This is a genomic window from Shewanella sp. 125m-1 (assembly GCF_052977065.1).
The window spans coordinates 1-16263 of the sequence record NZ_JBRILT010000054.1 but is presented as its reverse complement, the minus strand read 5'-3'; the positions used below and the strand labels follow the sequence as shown (position 1 = coordinate 16263).

The following is a 16263-nucleotide window of genomic DNA, read 5'->3' as shown; positions in this document are numbered from 1 at the left end:
AGGGTATCAATGGCTGTTGCTGCCAACAAACGCTCAATCATGACCCTGTATTCAGGTGCAGACGACCTTTATAGTCATCAGGTACGTATCGTACTAGCTGAAAAAGGTGTAACCGTTGATGTTCTACAGGTAGATCCTAATGAGATCCCTGAAGACTTGATCGAGCTTAACCCGTACAACACAGTGCCAACTTTGGTAGACAGAGAGCTAGTGCTTTATAACTCTCGTATCATTATGGAATACCTAGATGAGCGTTTTCCTCATCCTCCATTAATGCCTGTTTATCCGGTTTCACGTGGTCAAACTCGCCTTTGGATGCACCGCATCGAAGAAGATTGGTATGCACTTGTAGAACGTATCAGAAAGGGTGACCGTGCTGATGCTGCGCGCAAAGAGCTACAAGAAGGCCTAACGGCTATTGCACCTATCTTTGGTGAAGTGCCTTACTTCATGAGCGAAGAGTTTGGTCTAGCTGATTGCTATCTTGGCCCACTATTGTGGCGTCTTCCAGTACTAGGTATCGAACTTGATAGCCGTACTGCTAAAGATATCAAAGCTTACATGACACGTTTATTTGATCGTGAATCATTCAAAGCTTCTTTGACTGAGACTGAGCGCGAAATGCGCATGGGTATCTAATGAAAGAGCTAACCCCGAATCGTCCATATTTGCTGCGGGCTTATTATGATTGGTTGATGGATAACCAGTTAACGCCCCATGTTGTTGTTGATGCTTACGTGCCAGGCACGCAAGTACCACAGCAATATGTTAAAGATGGTCAAATTGTACTTAATATTACCGACAGTGCTGTAGGTGGCCTACAGATCACGAATGAGTTTATTGAGTTCAGTGCGCGTTTTGGCGGTGTTCCTCAGCAAGTACTATTGCCTATGGCTTCTATTGTCGCTATCTATGCCCGTGAAAATGGTGCAGGTACGGTCTTCGAAATCGAAGAAGCGTATCAATTAGATGATGATATGGAAGACACCGGCCTTTCTGTCGTGAAAGAACCTGTTGTTGAAACGAGCGAGCCAGAGACCGAAACTGTAGAGGCTAAAGAGCCAAAACGACGCGGTCATTTAACCTTGGTAAAGTAAGTTTCCAGTGTTTTAAAAAGCCAGTCTATAGACTGGCTTTTTTGTATCTACATTATTGTTAGTTTGCAGGCTATATTGTGTAGATGATAACGCACTCGCTCTGTGGTAGCATCTGCGCCCAAATCATCCACATTTTGTTTTATTGTGACTCTAGAGCGGCTTAACGGCTTTGGCTTAAGGCAATAAAACCAGCAATATAGGTTCTTGGATCTTTTATGATCTTAATGATCGACAATTACGACTCATTTACTTTTAATTTGGTGCAGTATTTCCAGCAGCTTGGGCAAGAGATCTTAGTTAAGCGTAATGATGAAATCACGATTGATGAGATCGAGTCTTTAGCGCCCAGCCATATTGTGATTTCTCCAGGACCATGTACGCCGAACGAGGCGGGATTATCGCTGTCGATCATTGAGCATTTTGCTGGCCAGTTACCTATTCTTGGGGTTTGTTTAGGGCATCAAGCGATAGCGCAAGTTTTTGGTGCTAATGTCATCAGGGCTAAGCGAGTGATGCACGGTAAAACCAGTGCCATAGCTCATACCGATAGCGGCTTATTTAGTGGCTTGAATAATCCACTTACCGTGACTCGCTACCATTCCTTACTGGTAGACGCTATTCCCGATGGCTTTGTTATGGACGCGTGGTTTGATGATCCTGTTCATGGCCGCGAGATCATGGCGATGAGCCAGCCTACGAAGAAGATCTATGGGGTGCAGTTCCATCCAGAGTCAATTTTGACGCAGCAAGGTCATGAGCTGTTATCGAACTTCATCAAAATAAGTTAACTCAACGGGTTGATAAAGCCTCTTAAATACTTTAGCTGACTGCTTTAAGCATAGGCTGGCCACCATAAAGTGTATGCGCCTAATTTTCACTCAGCATCTTTCTAGTTCTTACTGCTTGTCTCTTTGCTTAGACGTTATCGATATCCCCTATACGACCACTAACTGTTACAAATTTAACTATTTTTTCAGACAAGTCCGTTGCGAAAGTGTGGTATAAAAGTCGGCAAAAATACCAATAATAATAGGGATGGATATGAAAAGCGTCATTCGTCATGTCGGCTTTAGTGCACTTTCACTGGCAGTATTAGCAGGTTGTAGTGCAACCACGGTTTCTCCTGAGCAAGCTCAAGTCGCGGCTCAAAGTACAAGTCAAACAACTCAAGTTGCCTTATCGGCGCCTCCTCAAGTCGATCAGGCATTGACCTTAAACCAAATCATGGCTAATCCTGATTGGATGGGGCTATTTGCTAAAGGTGCTTATTGGAGTGATGACGGTCAGTCTATCTACTTTGCCAGACAAGCCCACGGCGCCCCGACTAAAACCTATTATCAGCAAGGCATCAATGGCACGGTGGCAAGCGAATTAGCGTTAAATCAGCTGCATAGCGCCGATCAACGCCGTGGCGTGCTCAATAATGACAAGACGCGTAAAGCCTATATCTACCAAGGCAACTTGTTCGTTAAAGATCTAAACAGCGGCAAGGTGGCTCAACTTACTCGTCAAAACACCGCTATTGATGGTGTGCGCTTTTTAAATAATGGCGATATTGCTTATTGGCAGGGTGATAACATTTTCAAAATTCACCAAAATTCAGGTTTGGTTGAAGAGATTGCCAATATCAAGATGGCGGTCGAACCTAAAGGCGTACAACAACCATCAAGCTATATTGCTAAGCAACAACACAGACTTATCCAGTATGTAGCGATGCAGCAAGATAACGCTACAGCGAAACAAGACTATAAGGCTGAGCTTGCTAAAGCCGATCCGACGATGTCGGCAAAGACTTGGTATTTAGGCGATAAAGAGGTCGTGACCAATTTAAGCCTGTCACCCGATGGACGCTATGTGATTGTTGCGCTAAAAGATAAAGATTATAGCTGGCGTGGTGAGCATGACATTATGCCCAATTACCTAGGTAAAGACGGTTATGTTGATGCAGTGCCTGCACGTGCGCGCGTTGCTGAAGATAACAATCCAGGTGAGCGACTAGTACTGTTAGATCTTGATACTCACGCTAAGAAAGACATAAGCATCGAAGGTCTAACAGGCTATGACGAGGATGTACTTGCTGCGGTAAAAGCTGAGAATGCTAAAGCCAAAGGTGAGAGCTACAAGAGTGAGAAATCACCACGTAACTTGCAACTGATGCAAGATTGGGGCTGGGCACAAAGCGCTATTCAGTGGTCTGAATCAGGCGGTAACGTGGCTGTGATGCTTGAAGCTGTCGACAATAAAGACCGCTGGATAGCAACAGTAAATCTAGATAAAGCTAGCTTAACGACCCAGCACCGCCTGCACGATGATGCCTGGGTTAACTACAATTTTAATCAGTATGGCTGGTTACCAAATAGCGATAACCTGTATTACCTATCCGAAGAGACTGGTTTTTCACATATTTACCTTAAGCAGCAAGGTAAAAAAGCCAAAGCGTTAACTCAAGGTCAATTTGTTGTTAGTGATATCACCTTAGGCCCTAAAGCGCAGTTTATCTACTACAAGGCAAATAAGACCCATCCTGGTATCGATAACGTTTACCGTGTTGAAATAGCCACAGGTAAAGATGAGCCGTTAACCGAGTGGCAAGGCCAGCTTGATTACACTCTAAGCCCAGATGGCACTGCACTGCTACTAAACGCATCGACGCGTATTAAGCCTGCTGAGCTATTTGTGCAGCCTATTGGTGGCGAGCTTAAACAGTTAACCGATTACACCAGCGATGATTTTAAAAATTACGCATGGCAGGCGCCAGAAGTCGTTGCAGTGCCATCGACCCACGGTGCTGGTGATGTTTACGCGCGGGTTTACCTACCTCAGGGTTACAGTCAAGACAATGCAGACAAGTATCCTGCGGTGATCTTTAACCACGGTGCTGGTTACCTGCAAAATGCTCACTATGGTTTCTCTGGTTACTTTAGAGAGTTCATGTTCCATAACTTACTCGCTCAACAAGGCTACGTGGTGATGGACATGGATTACCGTGGTTCTAAAGGATATGGACGTGATTGGCGCACGGCGGTTTACCGTCAAATGGGCACGCCAGAAGTTGAAGATCTTAAAGATGGTGTTAACTGGATGGCGGCTAACGTCAATGTTGATGCGGGTAAGGTTGGCACTTATGGTGGTTCTTACGGTGGTTTCTTAACATTTATGGCGTTATTTAATGAGCCTGAGTTATTCCAAGCGGGAGCTGCTCTGCGCCCTGTGACCGACTGGGCACATTATAACGCGCCATACACATCAAACATTTTAAATACGCCAGATGTCGATCCTATCGCTTATGAGCGTAGCTCGCCAATTGAACATGCACAGGGATTACAAAAACCATTGCTTATTATGAGTGGCGTATTGGATGACAACGTGTTTTTTCAAGATAGCGTGCGTCTAGTGCAGCGTTTGATTGAGCTTGAAAAGCCGATGTTTGAAACGGCGATTTATCCGGTGGAGCCACATGGCTTCCGTCAGCCATCGAGTTGGTTGGATGAATACCGCCGTATCCACAAGCTATTTGAGCAAGAACTTAAAAAATAGCTTTGAATTTAGTGCTTAAGCTAAAGGCTCCCATAGGGAGCCTTTTTGCTTTGATTAATTCGTCCAGAAGGTGGGTTCTGTATTTTTTATCCGTCAGCTTTAGCAAAACTTATGTTTAATGGGTAGACTGGTAGCAATAGTTATAGGGAGCATGTTTATCAGTGGCAATTTCGGTCGCAGGTGGGGTTAAGCCTGCACAAATCATAGAGATAGAACATCGACTACTAAAGCAGTTGATCGTCGGTCGGGGTAAGTCTATTAGCATGGACGATGAGCCTAATGCCGATCTAGAAGATGATGCCAATAAACTAGAGATTGAACGTGAGGCCATCCGTGAAAGGTTAGCTAAGCAGAATCAAGCCAAGGCCATCTTTGAGGCTGTCTCTACGCAATTGCTAAGCAGTGTGAATAACAGCATTGAGCATCAACTCTCGTCACCGGAGCAGGTACTTAAGCAGTCAAAGCTAGATGATAAACAGATCATCTTGCTAGAGTTGCTCTATTCAGATCAGGTTGACTTAGCGCGTATTCGACCATTGGTCACCGCTCTACCTTGGCTTGAGCGTGACTTAGTGAATATGGTTAACAGTTCCACCTTTAGGCACCGTAGGCCTAAGTCTTCTGATGTGCAGGTAACCGATGTTAAGTTGGTGCTTAACTATATTGGGATTGAAAACCTCCAGGCATTAGTACCTTATTTTTGCCTTAGAAATTTAATGCCTACAGGGCAACCGCAGATGCTGTGGTTGACTCGAAAATTTTGGCGTTACAGTATCGTAGCCGCTATTGCTGCCCAAGCTTTAGCTGCCATACACCAAAAAGCCCCAGCCTTTATTTATAGTTGTAGCTTAATGAGCCAACTGGGTGCCACTTGTGTGATTAATCAATGTGCAACGACATTTGATGACATGTGGGGGACGTGGCTTAGAGAGGCGAGCGCAAGCCGAGATAAAGAGCTCTATGATGCGGTGATGGCAACAGAGTTTCCTGCAAGTGATGTGTACCAGCAAGTCTTAAGTCATGGTCGGACGCTTAATTGGCAACTCCTTAGCTTACTTAAGTTTGATGAGAGCCGCTTGACCAAAACCTTTAAGTCGATCGATACAAGCCTTAAATACGCAGAACTTGATGAAGACTCGGCGTTAATAGAACGCGCTAATTGCTACGCCAAAGTCTATTTACTAAAAGAAGTAGACAATATTAGCGCTGCAGAATGCCGATTAATGTTTGATTATTACCAGCTCTCGCAGCAAGAACAGATCCGTTTGGATGCGCAAAACTTCCGTAAGCTTACCCTGTTTTAAGCTGGCCATTGTGCCATGCCTTAATTAAATCGAGTGAATAAACCTGTTTTGAGGTTCGCTTTCTATTCGCTTTTAGCCGAGTTAATAGATTAACCTTTCCACTTTGTGTAAAAAACTTGTTTGAAATCGATTATTGTTACAGCATGTCTGGTTGAATTTTAAACTAAGTGGCAATGCTTGTTATTTGGCTTTTTGAGCCTTTTATGTGCACTTTATGCAATATTGAGCAGACGCAACATGACCCGGTTTGAGTCGCTATAAATGGTATACAATATTGGTTGACTTGTAAGGCCTGTAATTTATCGATTTAAACGGGTGTTTTATCAGTGGTTATCTATATAAACCTTAACTAATTAGAACTGAATGCGGCCATTAGTTATTCATTAACTGTGAATAACTAATGGAATTGGGTGCTAGATAACTTTTTTATGACTATTTATGCTTAAAGCCCCGCTATATCTGCTTTGTTAATTCTAAAACTCAAATCTTTATGCAGTGTTTACGCTCTTCCTCCTCTTGATGATTGTTAAAAACTGGTATTTTGATCACATTTTCGCTAATAATGTCCTTCTAGCTAAACAAACAATCGCCATGTCACCAACAAAAGATAAAGACATTGAGCGGAATACGACCAGCTAATAAGGTCGATAATGACAAAGGATGAGAAGGAATGAGCGTAACTATGAATCTTACACGTGCCCAATTTGATGAAGTTATGGTGCCTAACTATGCGCCTTCAGCGGTTATTCCAGTTCGTGGCGAAGGTAGCCGAGTTTGGGATCAAGAAGGTAAAGAGTACATCGACTTTGCTGGTGGTATTGCGGTTAACTGTTTAGGTCATTGTCATCCAGCTTTGGTTGGCGCGCTAAAGACTCAAAGCGAGAAGCTTTGGCATCTATCTAACGTAATGACTAACGAGCCTGCACTAGAGCTGGCGACTAAGCTAGTTGAAGCAACATTCGCCGATCGTGTTTATTTTGCTAACTCGGGCGCTGAAGCAAACGAAGCTGCACTTAAGCTCGTTCGTCGTTATGCAATGGATAAGTTTGGCGCTGAAAAAGACCAAATTATCGCATTTGATAAAGCCTTCCACGGTCGTACTTTCTTCACTGTGAGTGTTGGTGGTCAAGCGGCTTACTCGGACGGTTTTGGTCCTAAGCCACAGAGCATTACTCATGTACCATTTAATGATATTGAAGCATTAGAAGCGGTATTTTCAGATAAAACGTGTGCAGTAATGATGGAGCCATTGCAGGGTGAAGGCGGCATTATTGATGCTGATCCTGAATTTTTAAAAGCGGTTCGTGCACTTTGTGATAAGCATAATGCATTGTTAGTTTTTGACGAAGTTCAAACAGGTGTGGGTCGTCTAGGTGAGTTATATGCTTATATGCGTGGCGATGTAGTACCTGATGTGCTGACAACAGCAAAAGCGCTTGGTGGTGGTTTCCCAATTGCAGCCATGCTAACGACTAAAGAGATCGCTGATCACCTTAAGATTGGTACTCACGGTTCTACCTATGGCGGTAACCCGCTAGCTTGTGCAGTGGGCAATGCAGTGATGGATGTGGTTAATACTCCAGAAGTACTGAACGGCGTAAAACACCGTGAACAACTATTACGCGATGGCTTGAAGAAGATTAACGACAAGTACGATGTATTCTCTGAAATCCGTGGCCAAGGTCTATTGATTGGTGCGGTGGTTAACAATAAGTACCAAGGGCGCGCTAAAGAATTCTTAGTTGCCGCTATTAACGAAGGCGTTATGAGCCTAGTTGCTGGTGCAAATGTTGTTCGCTTTACGCCTTCTTTAGTGATCCCAGAAGCCGATATTGCGGAAGGTCTAGCGCGTTTTGAACGTGCTGTAGCTAAAGTTGTCGAAGCCTAAAAGGCATACGGAGTGTTATCAATGATAACGCTCCTTTTTTGTCTTTAGGATAACTTGAACGTTTCTTGAGCTGTGCTTGTCAAATATTGATAAGGCTGACAGATACGACAAGTGATAGCGAGGAGACTCCTAGATGCTAGTTATACGTCCAATCCGATCGACTGACTTTAAAGCGCTATATCAAATAGCTGAAGAGTCAGGGCATGGATTCACATCTCTACCGGTAAATGAAGCACTACTCCGCAGAAAAATTGCTCGAGTAGAAGAATCATTTACTAAGCAGATCGATAAACCTTTCGATGAAGGTTACTTGATGGTACTAGAAGATACCGAAACCGGTGAGGTTGTGGGTACTTGTGGTATTGAGGCTGCGGTAGGTATGGTCGATGCTTTTTACCATTATCGATTAGGGACAGAGGTTTACCACTCTGAGCAAATCGATGTACGTAATGAGGTCGAAACCTTAACCCTTTGCCACGATTACACTGGCGCAGCCGAGCTTTGTACACTTTTCCTACGTGGAAGCTACCGTAAAAATAATAACGGCCGCATGCTTTCAAGAAGTCGCTTTCTGTTTCTTGCTCAGCACGCTGAGCGCTTTGGTGAAACGGTTATTGCAGAGATGCGTGGTGAGAGTGACGAAGATGGTAACTCACCTTTTTATGGCTGGCTGCAAGAGCACTTCTTAGGGATCGATTTTGTGCAGGCCGACTATCTTTCAGGCTTAAGCCAAAAAGCATTTATGGCAGAAATGATGCCTAAGAATGCGGTTTACGTATGTTTATTGCCAAAAGAAGCGCAAAAGGTCATTGGTGAAGTTCATGCCAATACTCGTCCAGCACTTAACCTGCTGCAAGCGGAAGGTTTTAGGTGCCGTGGTTATGTTGATATTTTTGATGGTGGCCCGACAGTTGAATGCCATATAAATGATATTCGCTCGGTACGTGAAAGTCGTTTACTAACCATTACCATAGGTGACACGCCAGTCGGTGCTGCAAGCTATATCGTTTCAAATACCCAATTAGCCGATTATCGGGCTACAGCTGCTAATTTAGTTGTAGTCGAAGACAGCGATGACGTGATCTTAGATGCACAAACTGCAGCAGCCCTTATGGTTGCAGATGGTGAGCAGATCCGTGTATTGCCAATGTAGGAATAGAAAATGACACAATTTATTGAAGGTAAGTGGGTTGCAGGTTTAGGTCACGAAGTGACATCTATTAATCCTGCCAACCAAGAAGTAATTTGGAATAGTAAAACTGCCACACCAGAGCAGGTATCTCAAGCTGTTGATGCCGCACGTAACGTGCAATTTGACTGGTTTATGCTTGGCTTTGATGCACGCCTAGCCATTGTTGAAGCTTATCGCGATCAACTTGAAGCTCACAAAGCCGAAATGGCTGAAGTGATTGCACAAGAAACCGGTAAGCCACAGTGGGAAACTGCGACAGAAGCAGGCGCAATGATCGGCAAGATCGGCCTTTCAGTTGCTGCTTACCATAAGCGTACTGGTACATCTGAAAACGATACACCTGCAGGCCGTGCGGTATTACGCCATAAGCCACATGGTGTAGTTGCGGTATTTGGGCCCTATAACTTCCCTGGCCATCTACCAAATGGTCACATAGTACCTGCGCTGCTTGCGGGTAATACCGTGGTGTTTAAGCCATCAGAACTGACGCCAAAAGTCGCTGAGCTGATGCTTAAGCTATGGGAAAAAGCCGGTTTGCCAGCGGGTGTGATTAACCTCGTTCAAGGCGAAGTCGAAACCGGCAAGGCGCTCGCAGCTCATCCACAAATTGATGGTCTGTTCTTTACCGGTAGCTCGCGCACTGGCCATATCTTGCATCAGCAGTATGCTGGCGATCCTGGCAAGATCTTAGCACTAGAGATGGGCGGTAATAACCCGCTTATCATCAAAGATGTCGCCGACACTAAAGCCGCTGTTCACGACATCATTCAGTCTGCCTATATCTCAGCAGGCCAACGTTGTACCTGTGCACGTCGTCTTTATGTTGAAAAAGGTGCGGCAGGTGACGAATTGCTTGAGCAACTTGTTGCGGCGATAAAGCAGATCAAAGTAGGGCCATGGAACGCACAGCCACAGCCGTTCATGGGGTCGATGATTTCTGAGACTGCTGCAAAAGGCATGGTCAGCGCACAGCGTAACTTGATTAACTTAGGTGGTAACTCTCTGGTTGAGTTGACTCATATCGAATCGGGGACAGGCCTTGTTTCTCCTGGTTTGATTGATGTCACCGATGTGATTGAGCTGCCAGATGAAGAGTATTTTGGCCCACTATTGCAAGTCGTACGTTATAGCGATTTTGATGAAGCTATCAAGCTCGCTAACGCGACTCGCTATGGTCTTTCGGCTGGCATTTTAGCTGATAGCCGTGAAGATTATGACTACTTCCTTGCACGTATTCGTGCTGGTATTGTTAACTGGAATAAGCAGATCACAGGTGCTTCTGGTGCCGCACCATTTGGTGGTGTTGGTGCATCGGGTAACCACAGAGCGAGTGCGTTCTATGCCGCAGATTATTGTGCCTACCCAGTAGCGTCAGTTGAGGCCGATGCGGTCAGTCTGCCTGCAACATTGAGTCCAGGTTTGAGTCTTTAAACTCAAGTCGCAAATTCAAAGGGGAAGCGCTCGGGGCGCTTCCCCTTTGTTTATATCAGGCCTCTTGCTAAGAGAGCTGATATGACAAAACAGATATGACAACAAGTAAGCACCATCCCTAAAATGTGTACCGCCGCGTGATCTAAACCAACTAACTAAATAAACAGGTCAACACGCAGGCGTAAGGAGCTAATAATGCACACGAATGTAAACACACTATTTGAAGCGCTTTGGCAAGACTATATCGACATGACGCCCTCGGCAGCGAAAGTTCATCAGCTATTGTCTAAAGGCGGGGCGATAATTAACGATCATATTGCGCTGCGTACTTTTAATATTGCCAAGGTTAATCTTGAAGTATTGTCTGCACATTTCGAGTCTATCGGCTATGTAGCTTGTGGCGATTACAAATTTGAAGCCAAGAAGCTCAACGCTAAGCATTTTGAACATCCTGACAGTACACAGCCAAAAGTATTTATTTCTGAATTGTTAGTTGAAGAGTTTAGCGATGAACTGCAAGCGACGGTTAATGGCTTAATTGAGCAGATCGATAAGGATGCAACCACAGCCGACAACTTCTTGTACTCAGGCCGTCACTGGCAGCTTGATACTAAGACTTATGAAGCGCTATTAGCTGAGAGTGAATACGCTGCCTGGGTTGCAGCATTTGGTTATCGTGCTAACCATTTCACGGTATCGATTAATTATCTACCAGGCTATGAAACCATATTTGAAGTTAACGATGCTTTAAAAGCCGCAGGCTTTGTATTGAATGCATCGGGTGGTGAAGTAAAGGGCAGTCCAGAGGTATTACTGGAGCAGTCATCGACGATGGCAGATAGGATCCCTGTTAGCTTCTCTGACGCAGTGATTGACATTCCTAGCTGTTTTTATGAGTTTGCTTTACGTTATCCCAAAGCCGACGGGGAGCTTTACACAGGCTTTGTAGCAGCTTCTGCGGACAAGATTTTTGAAAGCACTAATGTTAATGGCTAGGCGTTAATCACTAGTTGTTAATGGCTAAGTGTTAGTTGCTAAGTGTAAAACCTAATGCAAATGGTTAGCTCAACGCGCCAGCCTAAATTAAGTCTTTAACATGCTGCATAAAAAACCGGACGCGAGTCCGGTTTTTTTATGGTTTTAGTACCTTGAATTTTAATTAAGCTTTATACCAATCAGTATAGAAGTTGATCTACTCAGAACGTTTTTTGGCAAACTAATTCAAGGCGAATAACTGAAAGAATGGTTGCTCCCTTGTGAAGTTGTTCAACGTAGAAGTAGGCAGTCAAATTGGTATTAGAAGAGCAAGGTGACTTTCAGCCCGGATAAGCTTTTACTGTGTTCAAACTTGAGTTCAATCTTGTATTGCTCTGCGATATCTTTAACAATCGACAAGCCTAAGCCGTGGCCCATCGTTGCCTCATCGAGACGTTTGCCCCTGTGGGTCAGTTGCGCTAGCTCTTCTGTTTTCACCCCTGGCCCATCATCTTCAATCGTCAATTTAAGCTGCTGATCTTGATAGCTAATACAGACTCTGATCTCTGAACTTGCCCATTTATAAGCGTTATCCAGTAGATTGCCTAAAAGCTCCATACCGTCTTCACGATGCATAGGTAATCGGGTAATCGCGCTGGGAATGTCAAAGCGGCAGTGAATAGACTTAGTGCGGTGAACCTTATTAAGGGTTTGAGCCAAATCTTCAATATCTTTTGGTAGTTGCATCTGCGCCGCCGGAAGCATGTCGCCAGTGATCCGCGCCGCCGCAAGCTTACGCTCAATCATCTTATGGACTAAATCGAGCTGTTTTTGCATGGCTTCAGCCGCGTCAGGGTCTTTTAAATAAAGAGCCTCAACCTGTTGCTGCATAACCGCTAAGGGAGTTTTTAAACCGTGACTAAGATTACCCAAATTATTGCGGCTACGTTCGATCTGCTTACTAGAATAGGCAAGCAGCTCATTATAGTTTTTGGCTAACGGCTGCAGCTCAAGTGGAATAGAGTTGAGATCGAATGAGGAAATCTCGCCTTCGCGTAATTTGGCTAAGGTGTCTTTCATCTGATTTACGGGTTTGAATGACTGTCGTAGCACCAGGAAAATACCGGTGATCATTGCTAGCAACATGGCCAGGTTGACGATAAGTTTTGTGCCGTAGACTTCAGAAAAAATCTTGCGACCGATACTTAAGTCCTGAGCCACCGTAAGTGTGGCGCTAAGACCTGATGTATCAGATTTTAGACCGATAGAGAGTAGCTGGATATCGTGATTTTGCGGTCCTTTAGTCTGCCAGGCACGGGTTTCTCCTTTTTCAAGATCCACCACTTCGAGTCGCTGATCCCATAAAGAACGTGATCTCAGTTCTTGCTCTGGCAGATCCAGTTGATAGTAACGGCCGGAATAAACAGGGCGATAGAAGCTAGATAGCTGATTTTCGTCGATGCTAAATGAGCTATCTTCAAGGTGGGTAGCGAGTAAGACTTGCTGTAAGTCTTCTTGCAATCTGGCAATGATAGAGTCGTGAAAAGCTTGGCGCAGCATGGACTCGAAAAAGATAATGCCGACAACGGTAGATATCACCACTAAGCCTGTTAACCACAGACTTAGCTTAGTGCGAATTGAGATCATTGAACGAGGCCGTGAAATATATACCCTTGTCCGCGACGAGTCTCAATGGCTGTTTTGCCAAGCTTTTTACGTAGATGAGTGACGTATACTTCAACGACATTACTCTCTTTCTCATCATCAAACTGGTAAAGCTTGTCGGTAAGCTGGGCCTTTGATAACAGTTTTTTCGGCGACATTAGGAAGATTTTTAATAACCTAAATTCCATGGCTGTCAGCTCAAATGTTTGCTCGCCCACAGTCACAGACTGCTGGCCTTCATCGAGTGTCACACCTGCATAGGTTAACTGCTTATTTGGCGTATTGGCTTTGCCATGAGCACGTTGGATCAGTGCTTGAATACGTACTAGCAGCTCTTGAGTATGAAAGGGCTTGCCTAGGTAATCGTCGGCACCAGAATTAAAGCCCTCTACTTTCTCGTGCCACTGGCTGCGAGCCGTTAGCATGATGACTGGGGTATGAATTCCTTGCTCACGCCAGGTTTCTAGTAGCTCCAAGCCGTTGCCATCGGGTAACCCAATATCTAGGATGACACAGTCATAATTTGTTTCTTTGATGAGGTAATCAGCTTCACTGACCTTGTCTGTCGTATCTGTAACATAACCGGCTTGTTTAAGCTGCTTAACAAGCTCTTCGACTAATAAGGTATTGTCTTCAACAAGAAGTAATTTCATAGAGTGCTCTCAATGGTGCGATCTTAAGTGACAGGCGGTTTACAGAGTTAATTCATGTTAACTCAAAAAGTGTCACATCAGTGCAATTAGATTTGATTTTTACGCCATATTACAGCTTTTCAGCGCTACAACTGGCAGGTAGTCGTACCGGTTGAGCGAGTTGGCCGTTGCTGGCGTCTAAGAGTAACTCTACCAGCTGACCTTTTTCTGTGCGAATTTGGATCTCGTAACGCCAGTTGCCTAGATGTTGGTATAAATGAGCATCAATAAGCCTGCCATTACACATGGCTTGAATACTGGAGAGGGTGACATCAAGAGACAGGATTTGACCACTATTAACTAAAGCTTGCGCCTCATAGTGTTGAACTTCAATTTTTTGATTAGCGACCGCTATAGGTAGGTGTAGTATCGCAGCCAAAAGGCATAAATAAAATGCTAATTTCAAGCTGAACTCCTAATAAAAAAATGGCCTGAGATAATCTCAGGCCACTTTATAGAAGCTGTCTTAAACCGAGCTTAATACTGGCTTATCGTGTTCCGTAAACCACAATAGTTTTACCATGTGCTTGGATAAGGTTTTGTTCTTCAAGCATTTTTAAGATACGGCCTACAGTCTCACGAGAACAACCAACGATTTGGCCGATCTCTTGACGAGTGATCTTAATTTGCATGCCATCTGGATGCGTCATAGCATCTGGCTGCTTTGCAAGGTGAAGTAATGTCTGTGCAATTCTTCCAGCAACATCTAGGAAGGCTAGGTCGCCCACTTTTTGGCTGGTGCTATGCAGACGGTAAGCCATCTGAGATGAAAGCTTCATCAAGATTTCTGGGTTAACTTGGATTAACTGCTTGAACTTCTTATAAGAAATTTCTGCAATTTCACAAGCTTGCTTAGCACGAACCCATGCAGTACGTTCAGCTTGTTCTTCAAACAAACCTAACTCACCGATAAAGTCGCCCTGGTTAAGGTAAGAAAGAATCATCTCTTTACCTTCTTCATCTTTAATCAAGACGGCTACAGAGCCTTTTACGATGTAATAAAGCGTATCAGAATCTTCACCAGCGTGGATCAAAGTACTTTTGGCTGGATATTTATGAATGTGACAGTGTGATAAAAACCATTCCAAAGTCGGATCTGGTTTTGGCTTTCCAATCAGAGCCATGCCTATGTTCCTCGGCTGATTTACATTAAAAGTAAGAATATGCTAATTAAGCATCTTACGTCAATTAAGTGATTAAAACCTTGATAGATGTCTTACTTTAGTTCGACTCAATGTTAGGTGAATAACCATTTAGATATAGGGTATTTTGATACATTAGTGATATATGTCAACTGATACCGCCACTAAGCTTGATTGTAGCGTTAACAATTAGGCTTGCATCACATCTTGTTACAACTACCGCGACCAAGGCAGGCACGGGCTTTGCAGCTTGGTTTATTTATATGCAAAAACTTGAGCCTTATCAATAATAATGATTCTCATTAATGAGTGTGAGCTTTTTAGGCTCGACATTTGAGATTAATTCAGGCTAACTTGAGGGAAATTAGAATAAAACTACGAGTAGCTGTACCCAATATAACGTTACTTTGGTGAGTTGTAGGAGCCCTTCATGAATTATAGACCTTGGATTTTAAATACAGTAGTGGTCTTTTGTTTAGCGTTAAGCAATGGGGCGAGTGCGTTTTCTATTGTGCAACCTAAAGGTTCAGAAGAGGCCAGTCGTTTAGCACATATTCAATTAAAGGCGACCCAAGGCGGCGCTGATGCCCAGTATTTGCTTGGGCTTATGTATCTATCTGGGCGCTATGTCGCAGCAGATCAAGCCTTAGGTATAAAGTGGGTCACAGACGCGGCGACATTAGGTCATGTAAAAGCGCAGCAGACCATGGCAGATTTGGCATTTGAAGGTAGCTTAATTAAGCGAGACTTATCGACTGCAGAGCAGTGGTATAGCGAGTTAAGCAAAAAAGGTAATAAGTGGGCTAACTTCAGACTTGGTTTTATTTATGCCGCGGGCGGTCAAGGGGTTGAGCGTAATTGTGGTAAAGCAGTAGAGCAGTTCAATGCCGTGGGCGATATGGCATCTCTTGGTAATGTCGCTTGGATTTTAGCAACCTGTCCAGAGTCGCAATACCGTAATGGTGATAAAGCGCTGGAGCTGTCGCTAGCGTTACTTGAGTCAAATGAGCAAGATCCAACCAACTTGGATAATCTTGCTGCGGCCTATGCTGAGATAGGTGATTTTGATGCTGCTATTTCTACTCAACAAAAAGCCATTAAAGCGCTAGATTTAAGTTCTGATCAAAGTAAAACCGCTGAATTTAAGCAGCGTTTAAAAATTTATCAAAACTATGAACCTTATCGTGAGGTGTTGCCGTTAATAGGTAATTAGCTATTACTGACTAGCAGTTGATAGCACTTATGAAATAAAAGCTCCTGAATAGGTAATGCCGTTCACTTAAGGTGAACGGCATTTTTATTTTTGGCATACCGTTGAGGCCTTGGTTTTACTGTTCTGG

The 16263-nt window shown here is 44.0% G+C and carries 14 protein-coding genes; 10 read left to right on the top strand and 4 right to left on the bottom strand.

All coding sequences use genetic code 11. The features are described 5' to 3' along the window. Positions 1-9 precede the first annotated feature (9 nt). The 9 genes from sspA (at position 10) to ACVBIK_RS18125 (ending at position 11445) form a co-directional block, all read left to right on the top strand. On the top strand, positions 10-639 hold the full coding sequence (gene sspA, locus ACVBIK_RS18165; RefSeq protein WP_012156731.1) for a stringent starvation protein SspA: 630 nt from the start codon (positions 10-12) through the stop codon (positions 637-639). Beyond that, positions 639-1097: a ClpXP protease specificity-enhancing factor gene (locus tag ACVBIK_RS18160; RefSeq protein WP_447162424.1), complete on the top strand. Its 459-nt coding sequence runs from the start codon at positions 639-641 to the stop codon at positions 1095-1097. The genes sspA and ACVBIK_RS18160 overlap by 1 nt, the downstream gene beginning before the upstream one ends. 215 nt (positions 1098-1312) lie before the next feature. After that, entirely contained in the window at positions 1313-1885 is a 573-nt protein-coding gene (locus ACVBIK_RS18155; protein WP_447162423.1) for an anthranilate synthase component II, read from the top strand. A 253-nt stretch (positions 1886-2138) separates the two neighbouring features. After that, entirely contained in the window at positions 2139-4634 is a 2496-nt protein-coding gene (locus tag ACVBIK_RS18150) for a prolyl oligopeptidase family serine peptidase (protein WP_447170234.1), read from the top strand. A gap of 161 nt (positions 4635-4795) precedes the next feature. Then, positions 4796-5938 (top strand): HDOD domain-containing protein, encoded by a 1143-nt coding sequence (locus tag ACVBIK_RS18145; protein WP_447170233.1) that lies wholly within the window; start codon positions 4796-4798, stop codon positions 5936-5938. A 670-nt stretch (positions 5939-6608) separates the two neighbouring features. After that, positions 6609-7826, top strand: a complete 1218-nt coding sequence (locus ACVBIK_RS18140) for an aspartate aminotransferase family protein (RefSeq protein ID WP_447162420.1) — start codon at positions 6609-6611, stop codon at positions 7824-7826. Between the two features lie 133 nt (positions 7827-7959). Then, entirely contained in the window at positions 7960-8979 is a 1020-nt protein-coding gene (gene astA / locus ACVBIK_RS18135) for an arginine N-succinyltransferase (protein WP_447162419.1), read from the top strand. Between the two features lie 9 nt (positions 8980-8988). Continuing rightward, positions 8989-10449, top strand: coding sequence for a succinylglutamate-semialdehyde dehydrogenase (gene astD, locus ACVBIK_RS18130; RefSeq protein WP_447162418.1), 1461 nt, complete (start codon positions 8989-8991; stop codon positions 10447-10449). Between the two features lie 195 nt (positions 10450-10644). Then, complete coding sequence (locus ACVBIK_RS18125) at positions 10645-11445, top strand: 2-oxoadipate dioxygenase/decarboxylase family protein (protein WP_447162417.1); 801 nt, start codon at positions 10645-10647, stop codon at positions 11443-11445. A 300-nt stretch (positions 11446-11745) separates the two neighbouring features. Here the strand turns inward: ACVBIK_RS18125 and ACVBIK_RS18120 are convergent, their stop codons facing one another. The 4 genes from ACVBIK_RS18120 to crp all read right to left on the bottom strand — a co-directional run bounded on the left by ACVBIK_RS18120 (position 11746) and on the right by crp (position 14905). After that, positions 11746-13071, bottom strand: coding sequence for an ATP-binding protein (locus ACVBIK_RS18120; protein WP_447162416.1), 1326 nt, complete (start codon positions 13069-13071; stop codon positions 11746-11748). Beyond that, positions 13068-13742 (bottom strand): response regulator transcription factor, encoded by a 675-nt coding sequence (locus tag ACVBIK_RS18115; protein WP_447162415.1) that lies wholly within the window; start codon positions 13740-13742, stop codon positions 13068-13070. The genes ACVBIK_RS18120 and ACVBIK_RS18115 overlap by 4 nt, the downstream gene beginning before the upstream one ends. A gap of 109 nt (positions 13743-13851) precedes the next feature. Beyond that, entirely contained in the window at positions 13852-14187 is a 336-nt protein-coding gene (locus ACVBIK_RS18110) for a PepSY domain-containing protein (RefSeq protein ID WP_447162414.1), read from the bottom strand. Positions 14188-14269: 82 nt separating this feature from the next. Further along, positions 14270-14905, bottom strand: coding sequence for a cAMP-activated global transcriptional regulator CRP (gene crp, locus ACVBIK_RS18105; RefSeq protein WP_012156707.1), 636 nt, complete (start codon positions 14903-14905; stop codon positions 14270-14272). 448 nt (positions 14906-15353) lie between these two features. Between crp and ACVBIK_RS18100 the strand changes: the two genes are divergently transcribed. Next, on the top strand, positions 15354-16136 hold the full coding sequence (locus ACVBIK_RS18100) for a tetratricopeptide repeat protein (RefSeq protein WP_447170232.1): 783 nt from the start codon (positions 15354-15356) through the stop codon (positions 16134-16136). Positions 16137-16263: the final 127 nt, after the last annotated feature.

Bases quoted from the DNA above. Each gene is read 5' to 3' on its own strand.
- astD (WP_447162418.1), top strand. From the start codon at position 8,989: ATGACACAATTTATTGAAGGTAAGTGGGTTGCAGGTTTAGGTCACGAA.
- crp (WP_012156707.1), bottom strand. From the start codon at position 14,905: ATGGCTCTGATTGGAAAGCCAAAACCAGATCCGACTTTGGAATGGTTT.
- ACVBIK_RS18155 (WP_447162423.1), top strand. From the start codon at position 1,313: ATGATCTTAATGATCGACAATTACGACTCATTTACTTTTAATTTGGTG.
- ACVBIK_RS18140 (WP_447162420.1), top strand. From the start codon at position 6,609: ATGAGCGTAACTATGAATCTTACACGTGCCCAATTTGATGAAGTTATG.
- astA (WP_447162419.1), top strand. From the start codon at position 7,960: ATGCTAGTTATACGTCCAATCCGATCGACTGACTTTAAAGCGCTATAT.
- ACVBIK_RS18115 (WP_447162415.1), bottom strand. From the start codon at position 13,742: ATGAAATTACTTCTTGTTGAAGACAATACCTTATTAGTCGAAGAGCTT.
- ACVBIK_RS18150 (WP_447170234.1), top strand. From the start codon at position 2,139: ATGAAAAGCGTCATTCGTCATGTCGGCTTTAGTGCACTTTCACTGGCA.
- ACVBIK_RS18100 (WP_447170232.1), top strand. From the start codon at position 15,354: ATGAATTATAGACCTTGGATTTTAAATACAGTAGTGGTCTTTTGTTTA.
- ACVBIK_RS18160 (WP_447162424.1), top strand. From the start codon at position 639: ATGAAAGAGCTAACCCCGAATCGTCCATATTTGCTGCGGGCTTATTAT.
- ACVBIK_RS18125 (WP_447162417.1), top strand. From the start codon at position 10,645: ATGCACACGAATGTAAACACACTATTTGAAGCGCTTTGGCAAGACTAT.
- ACVBIK_RS18120 (WP_447162416.1), bottom strand. From the start codon at position 13,071: ATGATCTCAATTCGCACTAAGCTAAGTCTGTGGTTAACAGGCTTAGTG.
- sspA (WP_012156731.1), top strand. From the start codon at position 10: ATGGCTGTTGCTGCCAACAAACGCTCAATCATGACCCTGTATTCAGGT.